Annotated in this window: 12 protein-coding genes; 3 read left to right on the top strand and 9 right to left on the bottom strand. The window is 74.6% G+C overall.

All coding sequences use genetic code 11. From position 1 onward, the window contains the following. Nucleotides 1–20: 20 nt before the first annotated feature. Genes ACR80Q_RS15560 through ACR80Q_RS15550 form a run of 3 tightly spaced genes read right to left on the bottom strand, consistent with a single transcriptional unit; the run spans nt 21 to nt 4,176 of the window. On the bottom strand, nt 21–1,529 hold the full coding sequence (locus tag ACR80Q_RS15560; protein ID WP_435378556.1) for a metallophosphoesterase family protein: 1,509 nt from the start codon (nt 1,527–1,529) through the stop codon (nt 21–23). Beyond that, nucleotides 1,526–3,529, bottom strand: a complete 2,004-nt coding sequence (locus ACR80Q_RS15555) for a bifunctional copper resistance protein CopD/cytochrome c oxidase assembly protein (protein ID WP_435378555.1) — start codon at nt 3,527–3,529, stop codon at nt 1,526–1,528. Before ACR80Q_RS15555 ends, ACR80Q_RS15560 begins: the two co-directional genes overlap by 4 nt. Nucleotides 3,530–3,537: 8 nt before the next feature. Beyond that, on the bottom strand, nt 3,538–4,176 hold the full coding sequence (locus tag ACR80Q_RS15550) for a copper resistance CopC family protein (protein ID WP_435378554.1): 639 nt from the start codon (nt 4,174–4,176) through the stop codon (nt 3,538–3,540). 79 nt (nt 4,177–4,255) lie between these two features. On the opposite strand from ACR80Q_RS15550, the gene ACR80Q_RS15545 reads away from it, so the two are divergent. From ACR80Q_RS15545 to ACR80Q_RS15535, 3 genes are all read left to right on the top strand, one after another. Continuing rightward, nucleotides 4,256–4,798, top strand: coding sequence for a MarR family winged helix-turn-helix transcriptional regulator (locus ACR80Q_RS15545; protein ID WP_435378553.1), 543 nt, complete (start codon nt 4,256–4,258; stop codon nt 4,796–4,798). Beyond that, nucleotides 4,795–6,534 carry an MDR family MFS transporter gene (locus tag ACR80Q_RS15540; protein ID WP_435378552.1) on the top strand — a complete coding sequence of 580 codons (1,740 nt, stop codon included), beginning with the start codon at nt 4,795–4,797 and terminating at the stop codon, nt 6,532–6,534. Before ACR80Q_RS15545 ends, ACR80Q_RS15540 begins: the two co-directional genes overlap by 4 nt. A 320-nt stretch (nt 6,535–6,854) precedes the next feature. Then, the gene (locus ACR80Q_RS15535) at nt 6,855–7,706 is read left to right on the top strand and encodes an LVIVD repeat-containing protein (protein WP_435378551.1); all 852 of its coding nucleotides are present in this window, start codon (nt 6,855–6,857) and stop codon (nt 7,704–7,706) included. 1,020 nt (nt 7,707–8,726) lie between these two features. Here ACR80Q_RS15535 and ACR80Q_RS15530 read toward each other — a convergent pair. The 6 genes from ACR80Q_RS15530 to ACR80Q_RS15505 form a co-directional block, all read right to left on the bottom strand. After that, entirely contained in the window at nt 8,727–10,229 is a 1,503-nt protein-coding gene (locus ACR80Q_RS15530) for a dihydrolipoamide acetyltransferase family protein (RefSeq protein ID WP_435378550.1), read from the bottom strand. A gap of 28 nt (nt 10,230–10,257) precedes the next feature. Further along, a complete protein-coding gene (locus ACR80Q_RS15525; RefSeq protein WP_435378549.1) occupies nt 10,258–11,256 on the bottom strand; it encodes an alpha-ketoacid dehydrogenase subunit beta in 999 nt (332 codons plus the stop codon). Beyond that, nucleotides 11,253–12,362, bottom strand: a complete 1,110-nt coding sequence (pdhA, locus tag ACR80Q_RS15520; protein WP_435378548.1) for a pyruvate dehydrogenase (acetyl-transferring) E1 component subunit alpha — start codon at nt 12,360–12,362, stop codon at nt 11,253–11,255. The genes ACR80Q_RS15525 and pdhA overlap by 4 nt, the downstream gene beginning before the upstream one ends. 292 nt (nt 12,363–12,654) lie before the next feature. Then, nucleotides 12,655–13,677: a hypothetical protein gene (locus tag ACR80Q_RS15515; RefSeq protein WP_435378547.1), complete on the bottom strand. Its 1,023-nt coding sequence runs from the start codon at nt 13,675–13,677 to the stop codon at nt 12,655–12,657. Nucleotides 13,678–13,844: 167 nt separating this feature from the next. Beyond that, the gene (locus ACR80Q_RS15510; RefSeq protein ID WP_435378546.1) at nt 13,845–14,915 is read right to left on the bottom strand and encodes a histidinol-phosphate transaminase; all 1,071 of its coding nucleotides are present in this window, start codon (nt 14,913–14,915) and stop codon (nt 13,845–13,847) included. Next, nucleotides 14,836–15,765, bottom strand: coding sequence for an alpha/beta hydrolase family protein (locus ACR80Q_RS15505; RefSeq protein ID WP_435378545.1), 930 nt, complete (start codon nt 15,763–15,765; stop codon nt 14,836–14,838). The genes ACR80Q_RS15510 and ACR80Q_RS15505 overlap by 80 nt, the downstream gene beginning before the upstream one ends. Between the last annotated feature and the right edge of the window lie 2 nt (nt 15,766–15,767).

Genomic DNA, 15,767 nt, shown 5'->3' with positions numbered 1-15,767 from the left:
GACCACCGTCGCGGCGGGGCTCAGGGGGGGGGTTCGACCCGCGGCTCGGCGGCGTCCTCGGACACCTGCCCCTCGGGCTCGACGACCTCCTCGGGCGCGATCGCGGCCGCGTTCCGCCGCTGGAAGGTGACCTGCTGGCTGCCGATCCCGGCGACCGTGATCTCGTCGACGGCGACGAGCGAGCCGTCGACGGGGTCGAAGTGCAGGATCGACATGTCCAGGGGGAGCGAGCCGTCACCGCCGTCGAAGGTCCGCAGCCCCGCTCCGCCCGAGGAGCCCATCGTCAGGTCCAGCGTCCCGTCGACCCGCTGCTCGCCGCGGCGGTGGGTGTGGCCGTTGAGCACCAGCGGCACGACGCCGTGCAGCGGCCCGGCCATCGGCGGCTCGTGGACGAGGGCGATGTCGACGTCGCGGCCGCGCAGCCCGTCGGCCAGCTCCTGGCCGGCCTCCACCAGCAGCACCCGCTGCGCGGCGGACGCGGTCGCGACCTGGCGGACCGGTGTGAACCGTGGGTCGCCGACACCCGCGATGCGCAACCCGGCGACCTCGACGACCTCCGGGCCGTCGAGCACGATCACGCCGGGCAGGGACTCCACGTAGGCCTGGGTCGTCATCGAGTCGTGGTTGCCGCGGATCCAGACGTAGGGCACCCCCATACCGGCCGCCGGGCTGATCAACGGGCTCTCGACGACGCTGCCCAGGTCGGTGGAGTCCCCGGTGTCCAGCACGGCCGCCACCTCGAACTGCTCGACCATGGCCTTCATCACGCGGTAGGCCGCCGGGTTGTTGTGCACGTCGGAGACCCACAGCACGGTCGTGGTGTCCGGCCCGGGCACCACCGGGAGGTCCCCCAGCGCGCCGTACAGCTGGGCCACGTTGCCGGTCAGCTCGGTGAGCCGGGCCCCGTAGCTGTCCACCGCGTCGCGGGCCTGCGAGACCCCGCCGACCAGGTCCGGCGCCTGGGCCAGCAGACCGTCGAACTGCGGCTCGTCCAGGGCCTTGGACGAGAACGTCGCTGCGGCCACCCCGCCGCTGGCCAGCAGGGCGACAGCCGCCCCCGCGGTGCCGACGACCACGGCGCCCGCCCGGCGGAAGACCAGCGCCGTGGCCAGCGCCGCGCCCGCCAGGCCCACGAGCACCGACCGGACGACGAGGCGCACGACGCCGTCCTGGATGTCGGCCGCGAAGGTGTCCGAGCTCGGGACCACGCCACCCCGGACGATGTCCGACACGGCCGCCACGTCCACGTTGCGCACGTCGGCGCGCAGGCGCAGCGGCCCGGCGTGCGTCGCCATCACCAGCCGGCCCACCGGTGGCACCGACACCTCGGTCCCCCCGGCCGGGACCAGCACGACGGACAGCTCCGTCTCCACGGGCCCGACCCCGGCCCGGACGTGGCCGAGCGTCACCACGGCGGCCGCCGCCGCCGACACCCCGACCACCAGCACGGCCACCACCCTGGCCACCCGACGGACCTGGTGGGAGCGGTGCCGCGAGGGCTGCCCCGCCGGACGCTGGTCGACGCTCATCGGTCCTGCTCCCCGAGCCGGCTCAGCATCTGGTTGTAGGCGGTCAGGTCGGCGTCGCCGTCGCGGTCGGCCTTGCGGTCGCGCCGCCGGGCCTCACGGCTGTCGTCGGTGACCCAGCGCAGCGTGACCAGGATCGCCAGGACGATGGTCGGCACCTCGCCGATCCCCCACGCCAGCGCGGCGCCGTACTGCTGGTCGGCGAGAGGGTCGGCGCCCCAGCCCCGCTCCGCGAACACGGTCTCGAACCAGCCCGGCTGCAGGACGGTCGTGCTGCCCATCAGGGTGACGCCGAAGAACGCGTGGAAGGCCATGGTGGCGAACAGGACGATCAGGCGCAGCGGGTACGGCGTCGGCCTGACCCCGGGGTCGGTGCCGATCAGCGACCACACGAACAGGTAGCCCGTCAGCAGGAAGTGCACGTGCATGGCCTCGTGGCCGTAGTGGGTGCGCAGCGCGACCCCGAACAGGGGGGAGTAGTAGAAGACCATGAGGCTGCCGGTGAACAGCGCCGCGGCGACGACGGGATGGGTGAGGAACCGCGACACCGGCGAGTGCAGCCCCCAGAGCAGCCACTCCCGCGGGCCCCGCGACCCGTCCCGGCGCGGCGCCAGGGTGCGCAGCGCGAGCGTGATCGGTGCGGCCGGCACCAGCAGCAACGGGGCGACCATGCTCATCGTCATGTGCTGGACCATGTGCGTGCTGAACAGCACCCGCCCGTAGGCGGCCAGGCCCGAGCTGGTGACGAGCAGGACCACCGCGAGGCCCGACAGCCACAGCGCCGTCCGCCACCACGGCCAGCGGTCGCCGCGGGCGTGCAGGCGGCGCACGCCCAGCAGGTACGCGGCGGCCAGGCCCGCGACGAGCACGACCCAGAGCAGGTCGGGACGCCACTGCGTGAGGAGGCGGCCCAGGGTCTGCTCCGGCGGCATGTCGAAGCCGATGAGCACCTCGGCCGCCGACCACTCCGACGGGGAGTCCGTGTCGGACACCGGCGGCGCGGTCCCGGACAGCGCCACGGCGACACCCACGGTCGTGGCCATGACCGCGAGCTCGACCCCGACCAGGCGCCAGAACGGGCCGGGCCGGCCCGAGGCCAGCTGCGGCACGGTGCGCCGTCGGTGCCACCAGCCCATTGCGACCAGGACGGCCACCAGGACCGTCTTGGCCACCAGCAGCAGGCCGTAGCGGGACCCCAGGTCCGACCAGCCGGACAGCCGGGTGCCGGCGTTCAGCACCCCGGACAGCGACACCAGGACGACCGCCGCCAGCGCCAGGCCCGAGAACCGCCCGACCACCGTCATGAGCGCCGGGGCCGGCAGCACGGGGCGCAGCAGCAGCAGCGTCAGCAGCCCGCCGACCCAGACCGCCAGGCCCAGCAGGTGCAGACCCATGGCGGTCACCGCGGTCTCGTGCCCCTCGGCCCCGCCGGAGTGCCCGGTGAGGGCGATGGGCAGCAGGCCGGCCACGGCGAGCGCCGCCGCGAGCGCGGTGCCGCGGGGTCCCGTCGCCGCGGCCGCGGCGGTGGTGGCCAGCCCGGCCAGCACGACGACGGCCAGCAAGGACTGGCCGACCTCGAACCCGGTGACGAAGCTGCCCAGCTCCCCGCCGAAGGCCGGGTCCGTCGGGGGCGTGCCCGACACCGTGGCGTAGGTCAGGACGAGGACGGCGAGCGCCGCGATCGTCCAGGCGGCCGAGGCGGCCGTGGCCACCCGGAGCGCCCGGGTGGAAGCAGGGGTGGCGAACGGGACCGCGACCGCCGCCAGGACCAGGGACCCGATCGTCAGCAGCAGCGCCAGGTCGTGCAGGCCTTCCGCGACCGGCAGGCCCCACCGGACCGCCGCGCCGGGGTCGGCCAGCAGGGTGCTGGCGCGGGGCGCCAGGACGGCGGCCACGACCACCGTGAGGACCACGGCCACCCCGGTCGGCACGACGAGGGAGGCCGGACGGACCCGCTCGGCGGCCGGTGCGGTGCCCGCGCGGGGCGGGGCGGAGCTGGTCACCGGGTCGCTCAGGCCTCGGGTGAGCCGCGTCGCAGGTGGACGACGACCGCCGCGACGCCGGCGCCCAGGAGCGCGAGGACCACCAGCGGGACGGCCCAGCCCGGCAGCCCGTCGGCGACGTCGGCGACCGGGTCGCTGCTGATCGGGCTCGGCTCGGCGGACGCGAGCGGCGCGGCCGAGGCGGCCGGCTCCACGGACGGCGGCCCGGAGGTCGCCGGGGCGGGCGTCGGCTCGGCGGCGGGGGTCGGCGCCGCGGCCACGGCGGGCTCCACCTCGAACGTCGTCGTGTGCTCGACGGGGTGGCCGTCGGCGCTCACCACCCGGGCGACCAGCTGCCACTCCCCCGCCTGGTCCGCGACCGCGACGACGTCGGCAGCCCCGGCGAGGTCGACGACCACGTCCACCCCGTCGGCCGTGCCCACGGTCGGGATCGGCTCGCCCCCGGGCGGCACCACGGCGGTGTCGACGAAGTCGGGGGCGATCTCCTCGGAGTACGTCATGACCACCGCGGCGGGCAGCTCGGTGAGGACCGAGCCCTCCTCGGGGTCGGAACCGAGCCACTCCGCGTGCGCCGACGCCGGCGCGGCGGTCAGGACGCCGGCCACCGCGAGGACGGTCAGGACGGCGGCTGCGCGCAGGGCTCTCACGCTGACCACGGTACGTCCTCCGACGGGGTCGCCCTCATCCCGGCACCGTGGTGTGTGCATGGTGCATACACTTGGTCGGGTGGATCCCCTCGTGCGCCCCGCGCCCGACCCCACCGACCCCACCGACGCCGCCGACGGCGCCGACGGCGCCGACCAGGTCGGCCTGCAGCTGGTCCGCCTCCGCCGGACCATGGAGGCGTTCCGGGCCCGGGTGCTGGACGCCAGCGGCCACAGCCTGGAGGGTTCCGGCCTCGCCGTGCTCTACCACCTGACCACGTCCGGGCCGATGCGGACCTCGACGCTGGCCGACCGGCTCGGCCTGGACCCCTCCACCACGTCCAGGCACGTCGGGGGCCTGGAACGCAGCGGCCACGTCGAGCGGGTCGCCGACCCCGACGACGGGCGGGCGTGGCTGGTGGGCGCCACCAGCGCCGGCACGACGGCGTTCCAGGACACCCGGGCGCTGCGGAACTCGCTCGTGGGCCGTGTCCTGCAGGGCTGGAGCCGCGAGGAGGTCGCGGGGTTCGCCGCCGCGCTCGCCCGGTTCAACGACTCGGTGGCCGGCCTCGCCGAGCTCCCTGAGCACGACACCACCGCCCGCACCGGGGAGGACGACCGGTGAGCACCCAGCAGAGCGACCCGACGGCACCGACGCCCCGGCTGACCCAGCGCCAGATCTACGCGATCTTCGCCGGGCTGATCGCCGGGATGTTCCTGGCCGCCCTGGACCAGACCATCGTCGCGACGTCGATCCGGACGATCGCCGACGACCTGCAGGGGCTCTCGTTGCAGGCGTGGGCGACCACCGCCTACCTCATCACCGCCACCATCTCGACGCCGCTGTACGGCAAGCTCAGCGACATCTACGGTCGCAGGCCGTTGTTCTCGACCGCCATCACGGTGTTCGTCGTCGGGTCGGTGCTGTGCGCCTTCGCCACGTCGATGGTCGAGCTCGCGGCCTTCCGGGCCGTGCAGGGCCTCGGGGCCGGCGGGCTGTTCTCGCTGGCGCTCGCCATCGTCGGCGACATCGTGCCGCCGCGCGAACGAGCCCGCTACCAGGGGTTCTTCCTGGCCGTCTTCGGCACCGCGAGCGTCCTCGGCCCGGTGGTCGGCGGGTTCTTCGCCGGGGCCGACAACCTGCTCGGGATCACAGGCTGGCGCTGGGTGTTCCTGGTCAACGTCCCGATCGGCGTCCTCGCCCTCGCCGTCGTCCAGCGCACCCTGAACATCCCCCACACCCGCCGCCCGCACCGGATCGACTGGCCCGGCGCCCTGCTGCTCACCGCGGGCCTGGTCCCCCTCCTCGTGCTGGCCGAGCAGGGACGGGTCTGGGGCTGGACGTCGGCGACCTCGGTCCTGACCGGGGTCGGCGGGGTCGTCGTCCTCGTCCTGTTCGTCCTGGCCGAGCGACGCTTCGGCGACGACGCGCTGCTGCCGCTGCGCCTGTTCCGCATCCGTACGTTCGCCGTCGCCTCGCTGTCGGGCCTGGTCATCGGGATCGCGATGTTCGGCGGGCTGGCCTCGCTGCCGCTGTACCTGCAGATCGTCAAGGGCCAGAGCCCGACGGTCGGGGGCCTGTCGCTGCTGCCGCTGACGCTCGGCATCATGATCAGCTCGATCACGTCGGGGCAGCTGATCTCCCGCACCGGCCGCTACAAGGTGTTCCCCGTGGTCGGGACGGCGCTGCTCGTCGTGGCGTTCGTGCTGTTCGCCCAGATCAGCGCCACCACGCCGCTGTGGCAGACGTCGGTCGTCATGCTGCTGTTCGGCCTGGGGCTGGGCGGCAACCTGCAGCCCATCGTGCTGGCGGTGCAGAACGCGGTACCGGCCACCGACATCGGGGTCGCCACCAGCTCCGCCACGTTCTTCCGGCAGATGGGCGGCACGCTCGGCACGGCGGTGTTCCTGTCGATCCTGTTCGGCGGGGTCGGGGCGCGCATCGCGGACCGGTTCGCCACGGCGTTCTCCGACCCGCAGTTCCAGGCCACCATCACCGACCCGCAGGTGCTCGCCGACCCGGCCAACGCCGCGGTCGTCGACCAGCTGGCCCAGGCGCAGACGACCATCGAGGCCGGGGGCACGCCGGTCATCGACGGCACCGGTGTGCTGGACGACTCGTCGTTCCTGTCGGCGCTCGACCCCGTGCTGGCCGCGCCGTTCGAGGCGGGCTTCGCCGACGCCATGCAGCTGGTGTTCTGGATCGCCGCCGGCATCACGGCGATCGGGCTGGTCGTCGTCAGCCGGCTGCCGGAGCTCCCGTTGCGGCACAAGTCGGCCATGGAGGAGCGCGAGGACGCCGTCGCGGCCGAGGCCGCCGAGCAGGCCCGGACCTCGACCCGGCCCGAGAGCCGGCCCTGACCAGGTGGCCACGGGCGCAGCCGGGGAGAGCGGGGCAGACCGGACATCCGGGCCCGCCGCAACACGATCGACACACGGAAGCCCTTCCCGAACGGTCGTTCACCCCCTTATGGTCCGACGATCAGGTGCGGGACGTCACTGCTCACCGCCATTCGGGTGAGGGGCGACGTCTCCGCGTTCGACTACCCGGGTGGCTGCCGCACCCCCTCCCGAAGGGCTCCCGAATGCTCCGTCCTACCCATCCCTCCTCAGGTAGACGGCGAGGTGTCCGGGCTCTCGGCCTGGTCGCCGCTGCCGCCTTGATCGGCACCATCAGCCCGATGGCTGCCAGCGCCTCCTCGGTCGACGACGACCCGCGCGCCGGTCTCACCCCGGGCCTGTTCGACGCGGAGACCGTGTCCGACGGCCTGGAGCTGCTCTCGACGCAGCCCAAGCCCGCCGGGGTCGACGGCACCAACTCCGACCTCGCGTTCTCCGGCGACTACGCCTACAGCGGCAACTACAACGGCGTGAACATCTACGACGTGTCCGACCCGGCCGCCCCGGTCCTGGACACCTCGGTGCTGTGCCCGGGCAACCAGAACGACATCTCGGTCTACGGCGACCTGCTGATCCTGTCCGTCGAGGCCACCTCCGGCCGGATCGACTGCAAGACCACCACCGAGCTCCCCGGCGGTGCCGCGAACCCGCAGAACGTCTTCCGCGGCATCCGCATCTTCGACATCTCCGACCGGACCAACCCGGTCAACATCGCCGAGGTGCAGACCTGCAAGGGCTCGCACACCCACACCATCGTGGGCGAGAAGGACGGCGACCTGTACATCTACGGCTCCGGCACCGCCGGCATCCGCAGCGCCGCCGAGCTGGCCCGCTGCTCCGCCGCGAGCTCGCTGGCCGACCCCAACACGGCCAACTTCGCCATCGACATCATCAAGGTGCCGCTGGACGACCCGGCCTCGGCATCAAGGTGCCGCTGGACGATCCGGCCTCGGCCGAGTGGGTCGACAACGCCCGCATCTTCTCCACCTGCGGCTCGAGCGCCTGCGAGGACCAGCACGCCACCGGCGCGCTCAACGGCCTCGCGTTCGCCAACCCCCAGCCCCGCGTCGAGGAGGGCATCCAGGCCCCCGGTGGTCAGTCCGCGGCGCAGGTCGTCACCTGCCACGACCTGACCTCCTACGCCGACAAGGGCGTCACCGCCGGCGCCTGCCAGGGTGCGGGCCTGCTGCTGGACACCTCCGACCCGGCCGACCCGGTCCGCATGGACGCGGTCTTCGACCCGAACTTCGCCTACTGGCACTCCGCCACGTTCAACAACGACGGCACCAAGGTCGTCTTCACCGACGAGTGGGGCGGCGGCGGCGCCGCTCGCTGCACCCCGACCTCGAACATCCTCGGCGGGACCCGCGAGACGCCCACCAACTGGGGCGCCAACGCGCTGTTCGACATCGAGGGCACCGACGAGGCCCCGACCCTGGAGCTCGCCAGCTACTTCAAGATCCCGAACGTCCAGAGCGCCCAGGAGAACTGCGTCGCCCACAACGGCTCACTGATCCCCGTCCCGGGCCGCGACATCATGGTCCAGGCCTGGTACCAGGGCGGCACCACGGTGTTCGACTTCACCGACACCGCCAACCCGGTCGAGATCGCCTACTTCGACCGCGGCCCGATCGCCGGTGACCGTCTCGTGTCCGGTGGCTACTGGTCGTCCTACTGGTACAACGGCGCGGTCTTCGGCAACGAGATCGCCCGTGGCTTCGACTCCCTGGCCGTCACCGAGAGCGACTGGCTGAACGAGGTCGAGCTCGCCGCGGCCGCCCAGGTCGTCACGGACGAGACCAACGTCCAGGCCCAGGAGCAGATCGTCTGGCCCGCCACCTTCACCACGGTGCGTGCCTGGCAGTCCGCCGCCAACCGTCAGGACGAGCTGGCGCCGAACGTCGACGCCAACCTGACCAAGTTCATCGACCGCGCCGAGCGCTTCAGCACCGGGCCCCAGTCCCGCGCTGCGGCCAACAACCTGCGCGCCGTCGAGCGTCAGCTGGGTGACTCCGACGTCGAGGTCGGCCTCGGCGACGCCCTGCTCGAGCTGGCCGACGAGCTCGGCTGACCGACCCGCACCACGCACGACAGGAAGGCCCCCACCACCTGGTGGGGGCCTTCCTCGTGCCCGGCCGAGCCCGGACGGTGCGTCAGGCCCAGGCGAGGGCGTAGCCCGGGTCCTCCAGGACGCGCGCGACGTCGGCCAGGTACCGGCTGCCCAGCTCGCCGTCGATCATGCGGTGGTCGAAGGACACCGACAGGGTCATCACGTCGCGCGGGACGACCTGCTCGTCCGCCCCGGACCCGACGACCCAGGGCATCCGGCGGACCTGCCCGCAGGCCAGGATGAGCCCGGTGCCGGGCGGCAGGATGGGGGTGCCGCCGTCGACGCCGAACACCCCGACGTTGGTGACGGTCAGCGTGACGCCGCTCTGCTGGGCCGGCTGCAGCCGCCCGGCCCGGGCCGTGTCGACCAGCTCGGCGACGGCGCCGGCCAGGTCCGCGAGGTCCCGGGAGTCGGCGTGCTCGACGACGGGCACCACCAGACCTCGCTCGGTGGCGGCCGCGAAGCCGAGGTTCACCTGGCCGTGGACCACGATCTCCTTGGCGGCCTCGTCCCAGGACACGTTGACCATCGGGTGCCGCCGGGCGGCGACGCACATCGCCCGGGCCACCAGGGTGAACGGGCTGAGCCGCAGGTCCCGCAGCGCCCGGTCAGCCTTGAGCCGCTCCAGCAGCCGGATCGACTCGGTGACGTCGACCTGGACCCACTCGCTGACGTGGGGGGCCGTGAACGCCGAGGCGACCATGGCGTCGGCGGTGTGCTTGCGGACGCCCTTGACGGGGACCCGGGTGGTGGCACGGGGGGCGCGCGCCGTCGCAGCGGAGGACGGCTGCGCAGGAGCAGGTGCCGGTCCCGCCGCCGCGGCCTCGACGTCGGCCCGGCTCACGACCCCGCCGGGACCGGTGGGCGTCACGGTGCCCAGGTCGACCCCGAGGTCCTTGGCCAGCTTGCGGACCGGCGGCTTGGCGAGCACCTTGACGGCCCGACCGTCCGCGCCCGTGGCCTGCACGACCTGCGGGGTGTCCTCGGGCGCCGGGGCGGTGGCTGCCACCGGGGCGGCGGGCGCCCCGGGGACCGGGCGGCGGGCCCGTCGTCGGGTCGCCCCCGCGGCCGGGCCGTAGCCGACCAGCACCGCCGTGCGTCCGGCGCCGGCCGCGGCCTGCGTGCTGGGGTGGGCCGCGGTGACGGCGCTGGGGCCCACGGGCGCCCCGGCGTCGTCGGAGGGCGCGGCGTCACCGACGACCGGCTCCCCCTCGTCCTGCTCCGCCTGCGGGTGCGCGTCGGCGGCGGGTCCACCGTCACCGGCCCCGCCGTCACCGTCGTCGGTGCGCACCGCCAGGATCGGCGTGCCGACCGCCACGGTCTCGCCCTCGGCGGCCATCAGCTCGACGACCGTGCCCGCGAACGGGCACGGCAGCTCGACCAGCGACTTGGCCGTCTCGACCTCGACGACGATGTCGTTGACGTCGACGACGTCGCCCACGGCGACCCGCCAGGTGACGACCTCCGCCTCGGTCAGGCCCTCGCCCGCGTCGGGCATGCGGTAGTGCTCGACGGTGCCTGTGGCACCGGTGGTCTGGACGCTCACGGCGTCGCTCCTCTCCTAGGCCCGCGCGTCAGTGCGCGAGCACCCGGTCGACCGCGTCGAGGACGCGGTCGAGGTCGGGCAGGTACTCGTCCTCGATCTTGGCGGCCGGGTAGGGGGCGGAGAACCCGCCGACCCTGAGCACCGGTGCCTCGAGGTGGTAGAAGCAGCTCTCCTGGATCCGGGCGGCCAGCTCGGCCCCCAGACCCAGCGTGAGCGGGGCCTCGTGGACGACGACGGCGCGGCCGGTGCGTCGCACCGAGGCCATCACGGTCGGCAGGTCCAGAGGCGACAGGCCGCGCAGGTCGACGACCTCGATGTCCGCGGAGCCGTCCTTGGCGGCGGCCTCGGCCGCGGCCAGGCAGGTACGCACCATCGGTCCGTAGCAGAGCATCGTCACGTCGGCTCCGGGGCGGGCGACGTGAGCGGTGTCCATCCGCCGCGGGGCGTCGTCGTCGGAGCGGAGCACCGAGCCCTCGGGCACCTCGCCCTTGTCCCAGTAGCGGCGCTTCGGCTCCAGGAACACCACCGGGTCCGGGCAGGCGATGGCCTGCTGGATCATCCAGAACGCGTCCTCGGGCGTCGACGGGCTCACCACCCGCAGCCCGCCGGTGTGCACGAAGTACGACTCCGGCGACTCCGAGTGGTGCTCCACGGCGCCGATGCCGCCGCCGTAGGGGATGCGCACCACGACCGGGAGCCGCACGTGCCCGGCGGAGCGGTTCCCCATCTTGGCCAGCTGGGTGACGATCTGGTCGAACGCCGGGAACACGAAGCCGTCGAACTGCATCTCGACGACCGGTCGGTAGCCGCGCATCGCCAGGCCGACGGCCGTGCCGACGATGCCGGACTCCGCCAGCGGGGTGTCGATGACACGGTACTCGCCGAAGTCCTTCTGCAGCCCGTCGGTGACCCGGAACACCCCACCGAGGGCGCCGATGTCCTCGCCCATGAGGACGACCTTGGGGTCGTGCTCCATCGCGGCCCGCAGCCCGATGTTGATGGCCTTGCCCAGGCTCGTGCTGCTCATGCGTGCGCCCCCTCGTCGGCGAACCCGGCCCGGTAGGCCAGGTACTCCTCGCGCTCGGCGTCCAGCACGGCGTGGGGACCCGCGTACACGTCGTCGAACATCGACTCCGGCGGCGGGTCGGGCATGGCCCGGCACGCCGTGCGGAGCTCCTTGGCGATCTCGCCCGCCTGGGACTCGACGTCGGCGAAGAACGCCTCGTCGGCCGCGCCCTTGCGCGCCAGGTACGCCTTGACCCGTGCGATCGGGTCCTTGAGCTTCCACTCCTCGAGCTCCGCGGCGATGCGGTACCGGCTCGGGTCGTCGGAGGTGGTGTGGGCACCCATCCGGTACGTGTACGCCTCGACGAAGGTGGGGCCCCCGCCGGACCGGGCCCGCTCCAGCGCCGCACGGGTCACCGCGAGGGTGGCCAGCACGTCGTTGCCGTCGACCCGCACCCCGGGGATGCCGAAGCCGGAGGAGCGCTTGTACAGCGGGACCCGGGTCTGGCGGGTGTTGGGCTCGGAGATGGCCCACTGATTGTTCTGGCAGAAGAACACCACGGGGGCGTTGTAGACGGCCGAGAACACCAGGGCCTCGCTGACGTCGCCCTGGCTGGTGGCCCCGTCACCCAGGTAGGCGATCACCGCGGCGTCGCGGTCGGGCTCACCGGTGCCCACCGCGTGGTCGCGCTGGATGCCCATGGCGTACCCGGTGGCGTGCAGCGTCTGGGACCCGATGACGATCGTGTAGAGCGCGAAGTTGTGCTCCGCCGGGTCCCAGCCGCCGAGGCTGGCGCCGCGGTACAGACCCAGCAGGGTCTTGGGCGGGACCCCCCGGCACCACGCGACGCCGTGCTCCCGGTAGGTGGGGTAGGCGAAGTCCTGGGTCCGCAGGGCGCGGCCGCTGCCGACCTGTGCGGCCTCCTGGCCCAGCAGGCTCGCCCACAGGCCCAGCTCGCCCTGCCGCTGGAGGGCGGTGGCCTCGGCGTCGAAGCGCCGCACGACGACCATGTCGCGGTACATGCCACGCAGGTCGTCGTCGGTGACGTCCGCGACGTGGCTCGCGTACTCGGCCGCGGCGCCCGTGGGCTCCGGCCGCTCACCCTCGGGGGTGAGCATCTGGATCATGGTGTCTGCTGCTCGGGTGTCTTCTGCTCGGGTGTCTTCTGCTCGGGTCTGTGCGGTGCGGGTGTCTGGCTCGACCTGGTCGGCCCGATCGGGGCCTCCTGCCGGTCCGACGACGGTGTCGGGCACGTGAACCTCCTCGCCTCGGCGGGGATCACCCGCCTCGCCGACCCGGGGCGCCACGTGCCGTGACCCCACCGGAACCCGAGGGATCGGCCTCGGGCAGTGCAGACCTTACCCATGGCCGGGCCGGCGGCGACCCCGGTACGGGGGACGTCGTCCCGGCGAGCGGGCGTCAGCCCCGGCCGCCGCCCTTGCCCTTGCCGCCCTTGCCGTCGTCCGTGCCCTTGCCGCCCTTGCCGCCGTCCGTGCCCTTGCCCTGGCCGGAGTCCGCGCCGCGGCCCTGACCGGCGCCCGAGGCGGGCGCGTCGGCCGGTGCCGCGGCGGGTGTGCCGGGCTTGGCCGGCGCGGGGGCGCGGTTCTCGGTCCCCCGGCCGCGGTCGTCCTTCTTGTCCCGGTCGGCCGTCTTGCCCGGCGCGGGCTCGGGTGCGGGCGCCGCGGGGGGCGCCGGGCGTGCGGGGGGCGCCGGGGGTGCGGGGGGCCGCGGGGCCGTGGTCGGGGCGGGGTCCGGAGCCGGCGCGGGGTCCGGGTCCGGCGCAGGGTCCGGTGCGGGGGCCGGGTCCGGTGCGGGGGCCGGGTCCGGTGCGGGGGCAGGGTCCGTCGTGGGCGAGGGGTCCGGGACCGGCGACGTCGGCGCCGGCTCGGGGGAGCCGGCCTCGACGGGTTCGGTGGGGCTGGGGGCCGGGGTCCCGGTCGGGGCGGGGGTGCTGGCAGGCGGGTCGGTGGGCGTGGCCACCGGCTCCTCGGAGCCGGTGCCGGAGTCGTCGCCGGTGGGCTCCGTCCCCCCGCCCCCGTCGACGACCAGCACCAGCTCCGGCAGCGCGGCCACGACGACGTCGATGACGTCGGCGTCCTGCGGCGCCGCGGAGGGCAGGTCGGACGGGCCGGCCGAGGGCTCGGGCGACGGCAGGGCGGCCAGGGAGGCCAGGGAGGCCAGGGAGGCGAGCTCGGCCGCAGCCTCCTGCTCGGCGACGACGGCGGCCTGGACCGCGGCCGCGCGTTCGGGGGTGAACGGGACCTCCTCGACCGAGGGGGTGCGGACGGTCGCCACCGCAGAGGGCAGCTGGCCGCCCGTCGCGACGACGGACGGCGTGTAGGCGGACCAGCCGACCAGGGCGACGGACGCGACCGACGCGGTCGACACGGCGCCCAGGGCGATGGTGGCGACGACGAAGGAGGCACCCTGGCTGATCTTCACGGCCCCTCCTCCGGTGTCGCGTACGTGCTCTGCTGCTGCGGGCCGACAGTGGATGGTGCACCACCGGGTGGGGTTCTGCGGTCCTGGAGACGGTATCGGCCAGTAGGTCCGATTTCTTTAGCCCGAACCGGTCACGTACTCAGGGTGACCGGGTGGACGTCCCCCGATCAGGGTGCGAACGGCCCCACGGTGCTGATGAGCAGGTCGTTCGCCTCCTTCTCGCCGATCGAGCAGCGCACGCCCTCACCCGCGAAGCCACGCACGGTCACCCCGGCGGACTCGCAGGCCGCGACCAGGTCGGCGGTGGCCTCACCCGCTGCCAGCCAGACGAAGTTGCCCTGCGGTTCCGGGACCGTCCAGCCGACCGCGGCCAGCGCGCCCCGGACCCGCTCCCGCTCCACCACGAGGTCGGCGACGCGGCCGAGCAGCTCGTCCTCCGCGTCCAGCGAGGCGACGGCCGCCGCCTGGGCGGGACCGGAGACCCCGAAGGGCACAGCGGTCGCCCGCAGGGCGTCGGCGACGACGGTCTGGGCCAGCGCGTACCCGACCCGCAGCGCCGCGAGGCCGTAGGCCTTGGAGAACGTCCGCAGCACGACCAGGTTGGGGTGCTCGGCCAGCAGGGCCGGCCCGTCGACGGCGTCCGGGTCCCGCACGAACTCCGTGTACGCCTCGTCCAGCACGACGACGACGTCGCGCGGGACCCGGGCGAGCAGGTCGCGCATCTCCGCGTCGTGCACGGCCGGACCGGTCGGGTTGTTGGGGCTGCAGACCAGCAGCAGGCGCGTGCGGTCGGTGACCGCCGCCGCCATGGCCGGCAGGTCGTGGCGGGCCCGGTCGTCCAGGGGCACCCGGACGGCGGTGGCACCGCTGACGCCCACGACGATCGGGTAGGCCTCGAACGAGCGCCAGGCGAAGACCACCTCGTCGCCGGTCTCGCACGTCGCCTGCACGATCTGCCCGAGCACGCCGACGCTGCCGGTGCCGCAGACCACCTGCTCGGCCGCGACGTCGTGCCGCTCGGCGATCCGACGGACCAGCCCCGTGGCGAACATGTCGGGGTAGCGGTTGACCTCGCGGTCGGCCCCGGCGAGCACCTCGAGCACCGACGGCAGCGGCGGGTAGGGGTTCTCGTTGGACGACAGCTTGTAGGAGGGGCCGTCACCGCCGACGGGCGCACGACCCGGGCGGTAGGCGGGGATGGCGGACAGGGCGGCTCGCAGCCGGGGAGTGGTCGGCACGGGCCGACTCTAGGCGGGGCGGCCGCGGACGCCACCGCCGCGGCCCGGGCGACCGGGTCAGCACGACGTGCCGGGTCGAGCAGGTGGCTCCCTCGCGGGCCAGGAACGGGTCCAGGCCGGCCCGGTAGGCGACCAGCGACGGGTGCTCGGAGGCGTCGACCCGGGCGGCCGTGGCCACGTAGGCGCCGGAGGAGTGCGCGGGGACGGCGTCGTCGTGCCACGGACCGTCGGGCGCCGGTGCCACCACGGTGAGGCGGTCCCGGCGGTCGGGGTGGCTGCGCCCGTCCAGCCGCGGCACCAGGTCGTCGCGGTGCTCCAGGGCCAGCACCTGGACCCCGGGCGGGGGTGTGCGACCGGCCAGCGGCGAGCCGGCCGTGACGACGTGGGTGATGGTGGCGACCCGGCGGACCCGGGGATCGCCGGCCAGGTCGAGGGCCGTCATGCCGCCCTGGCTGTGACCGACGACGACGACCGGCTCCCCCGGCCGGACCCCGGCCCGCGCCAGGGCGGCGACCACCCCCTCGGCCACCGCCGTGTCCCGGCCACCCACCAGGGCGACGTTGCCCGCCAGGTCCATCGGCGAGCCCCGGCCGTCGCCGTCCCACTCCTGCGTGCCCGGGACGTGGACCACCCACGCCACGGCGCCGTCGGCACCGGCGACCCGGTCGATGCGCACCTGACCGCGCACCGGCCGGGTCGAGCCCGGCGGCAGGGTGTCGTGACGCCCCGGCCCGGGGGCCCGCCAGGCGGCGACCGACTGCCCGCGCCGCAGCAGGTCGGCCACCCCGCCCGCGGGGGCGACGCACACCGGGGCCGGTGGACCGCCGTTCACCTCGACCGGGGTCTCCACCA

It is taken from the genome of Aquipuribacter aurantiacus (assembly GCF_051216895.1).
In the GTDB taxonomy this organism is placed as follows: Bacteria; Actinomycetota; Actinomycetes; order Actinomycetales; family JBBAYJ01; genus Aquipuribacter.
The sequence above is the reverse complement of the archived record's forward strand: the minus strand, read 5'-3'. Positions and strand labels throughout refer to the sequence as shown.

Coding starts and splice junctions, on each gene's coding strand:
- ACR80Q_RS15560 (WP_435378556.1), bottom strand. CDS start 1,529: ATGAGCGTCGACCAGCGTCCGGCGGGGCAGCCCTCGCGGCACCGCTCC.
- ACR80Q_RS15535 (WP_435378551.1), top strand. CDS start 6,855: ATGGCTGCCAGCGCCTCCTCGGTCGACGACGACCCGCGCGCCGGTCTC.
- ACR80Q_RS15525 (WP_435378549.1), bottom strand. CDS start 11,256: ATGAGCAGCACGAGCCTGGGCAAGGCCATCAACATCGGGCTGCGGGCC.
- pdhA (WP_435378548.1), bottom strand. CDS start 12,362: ATGATCCAGATGCTCACCCCCGAGGGTGAGCGGCCGGAGCCCACGGGC.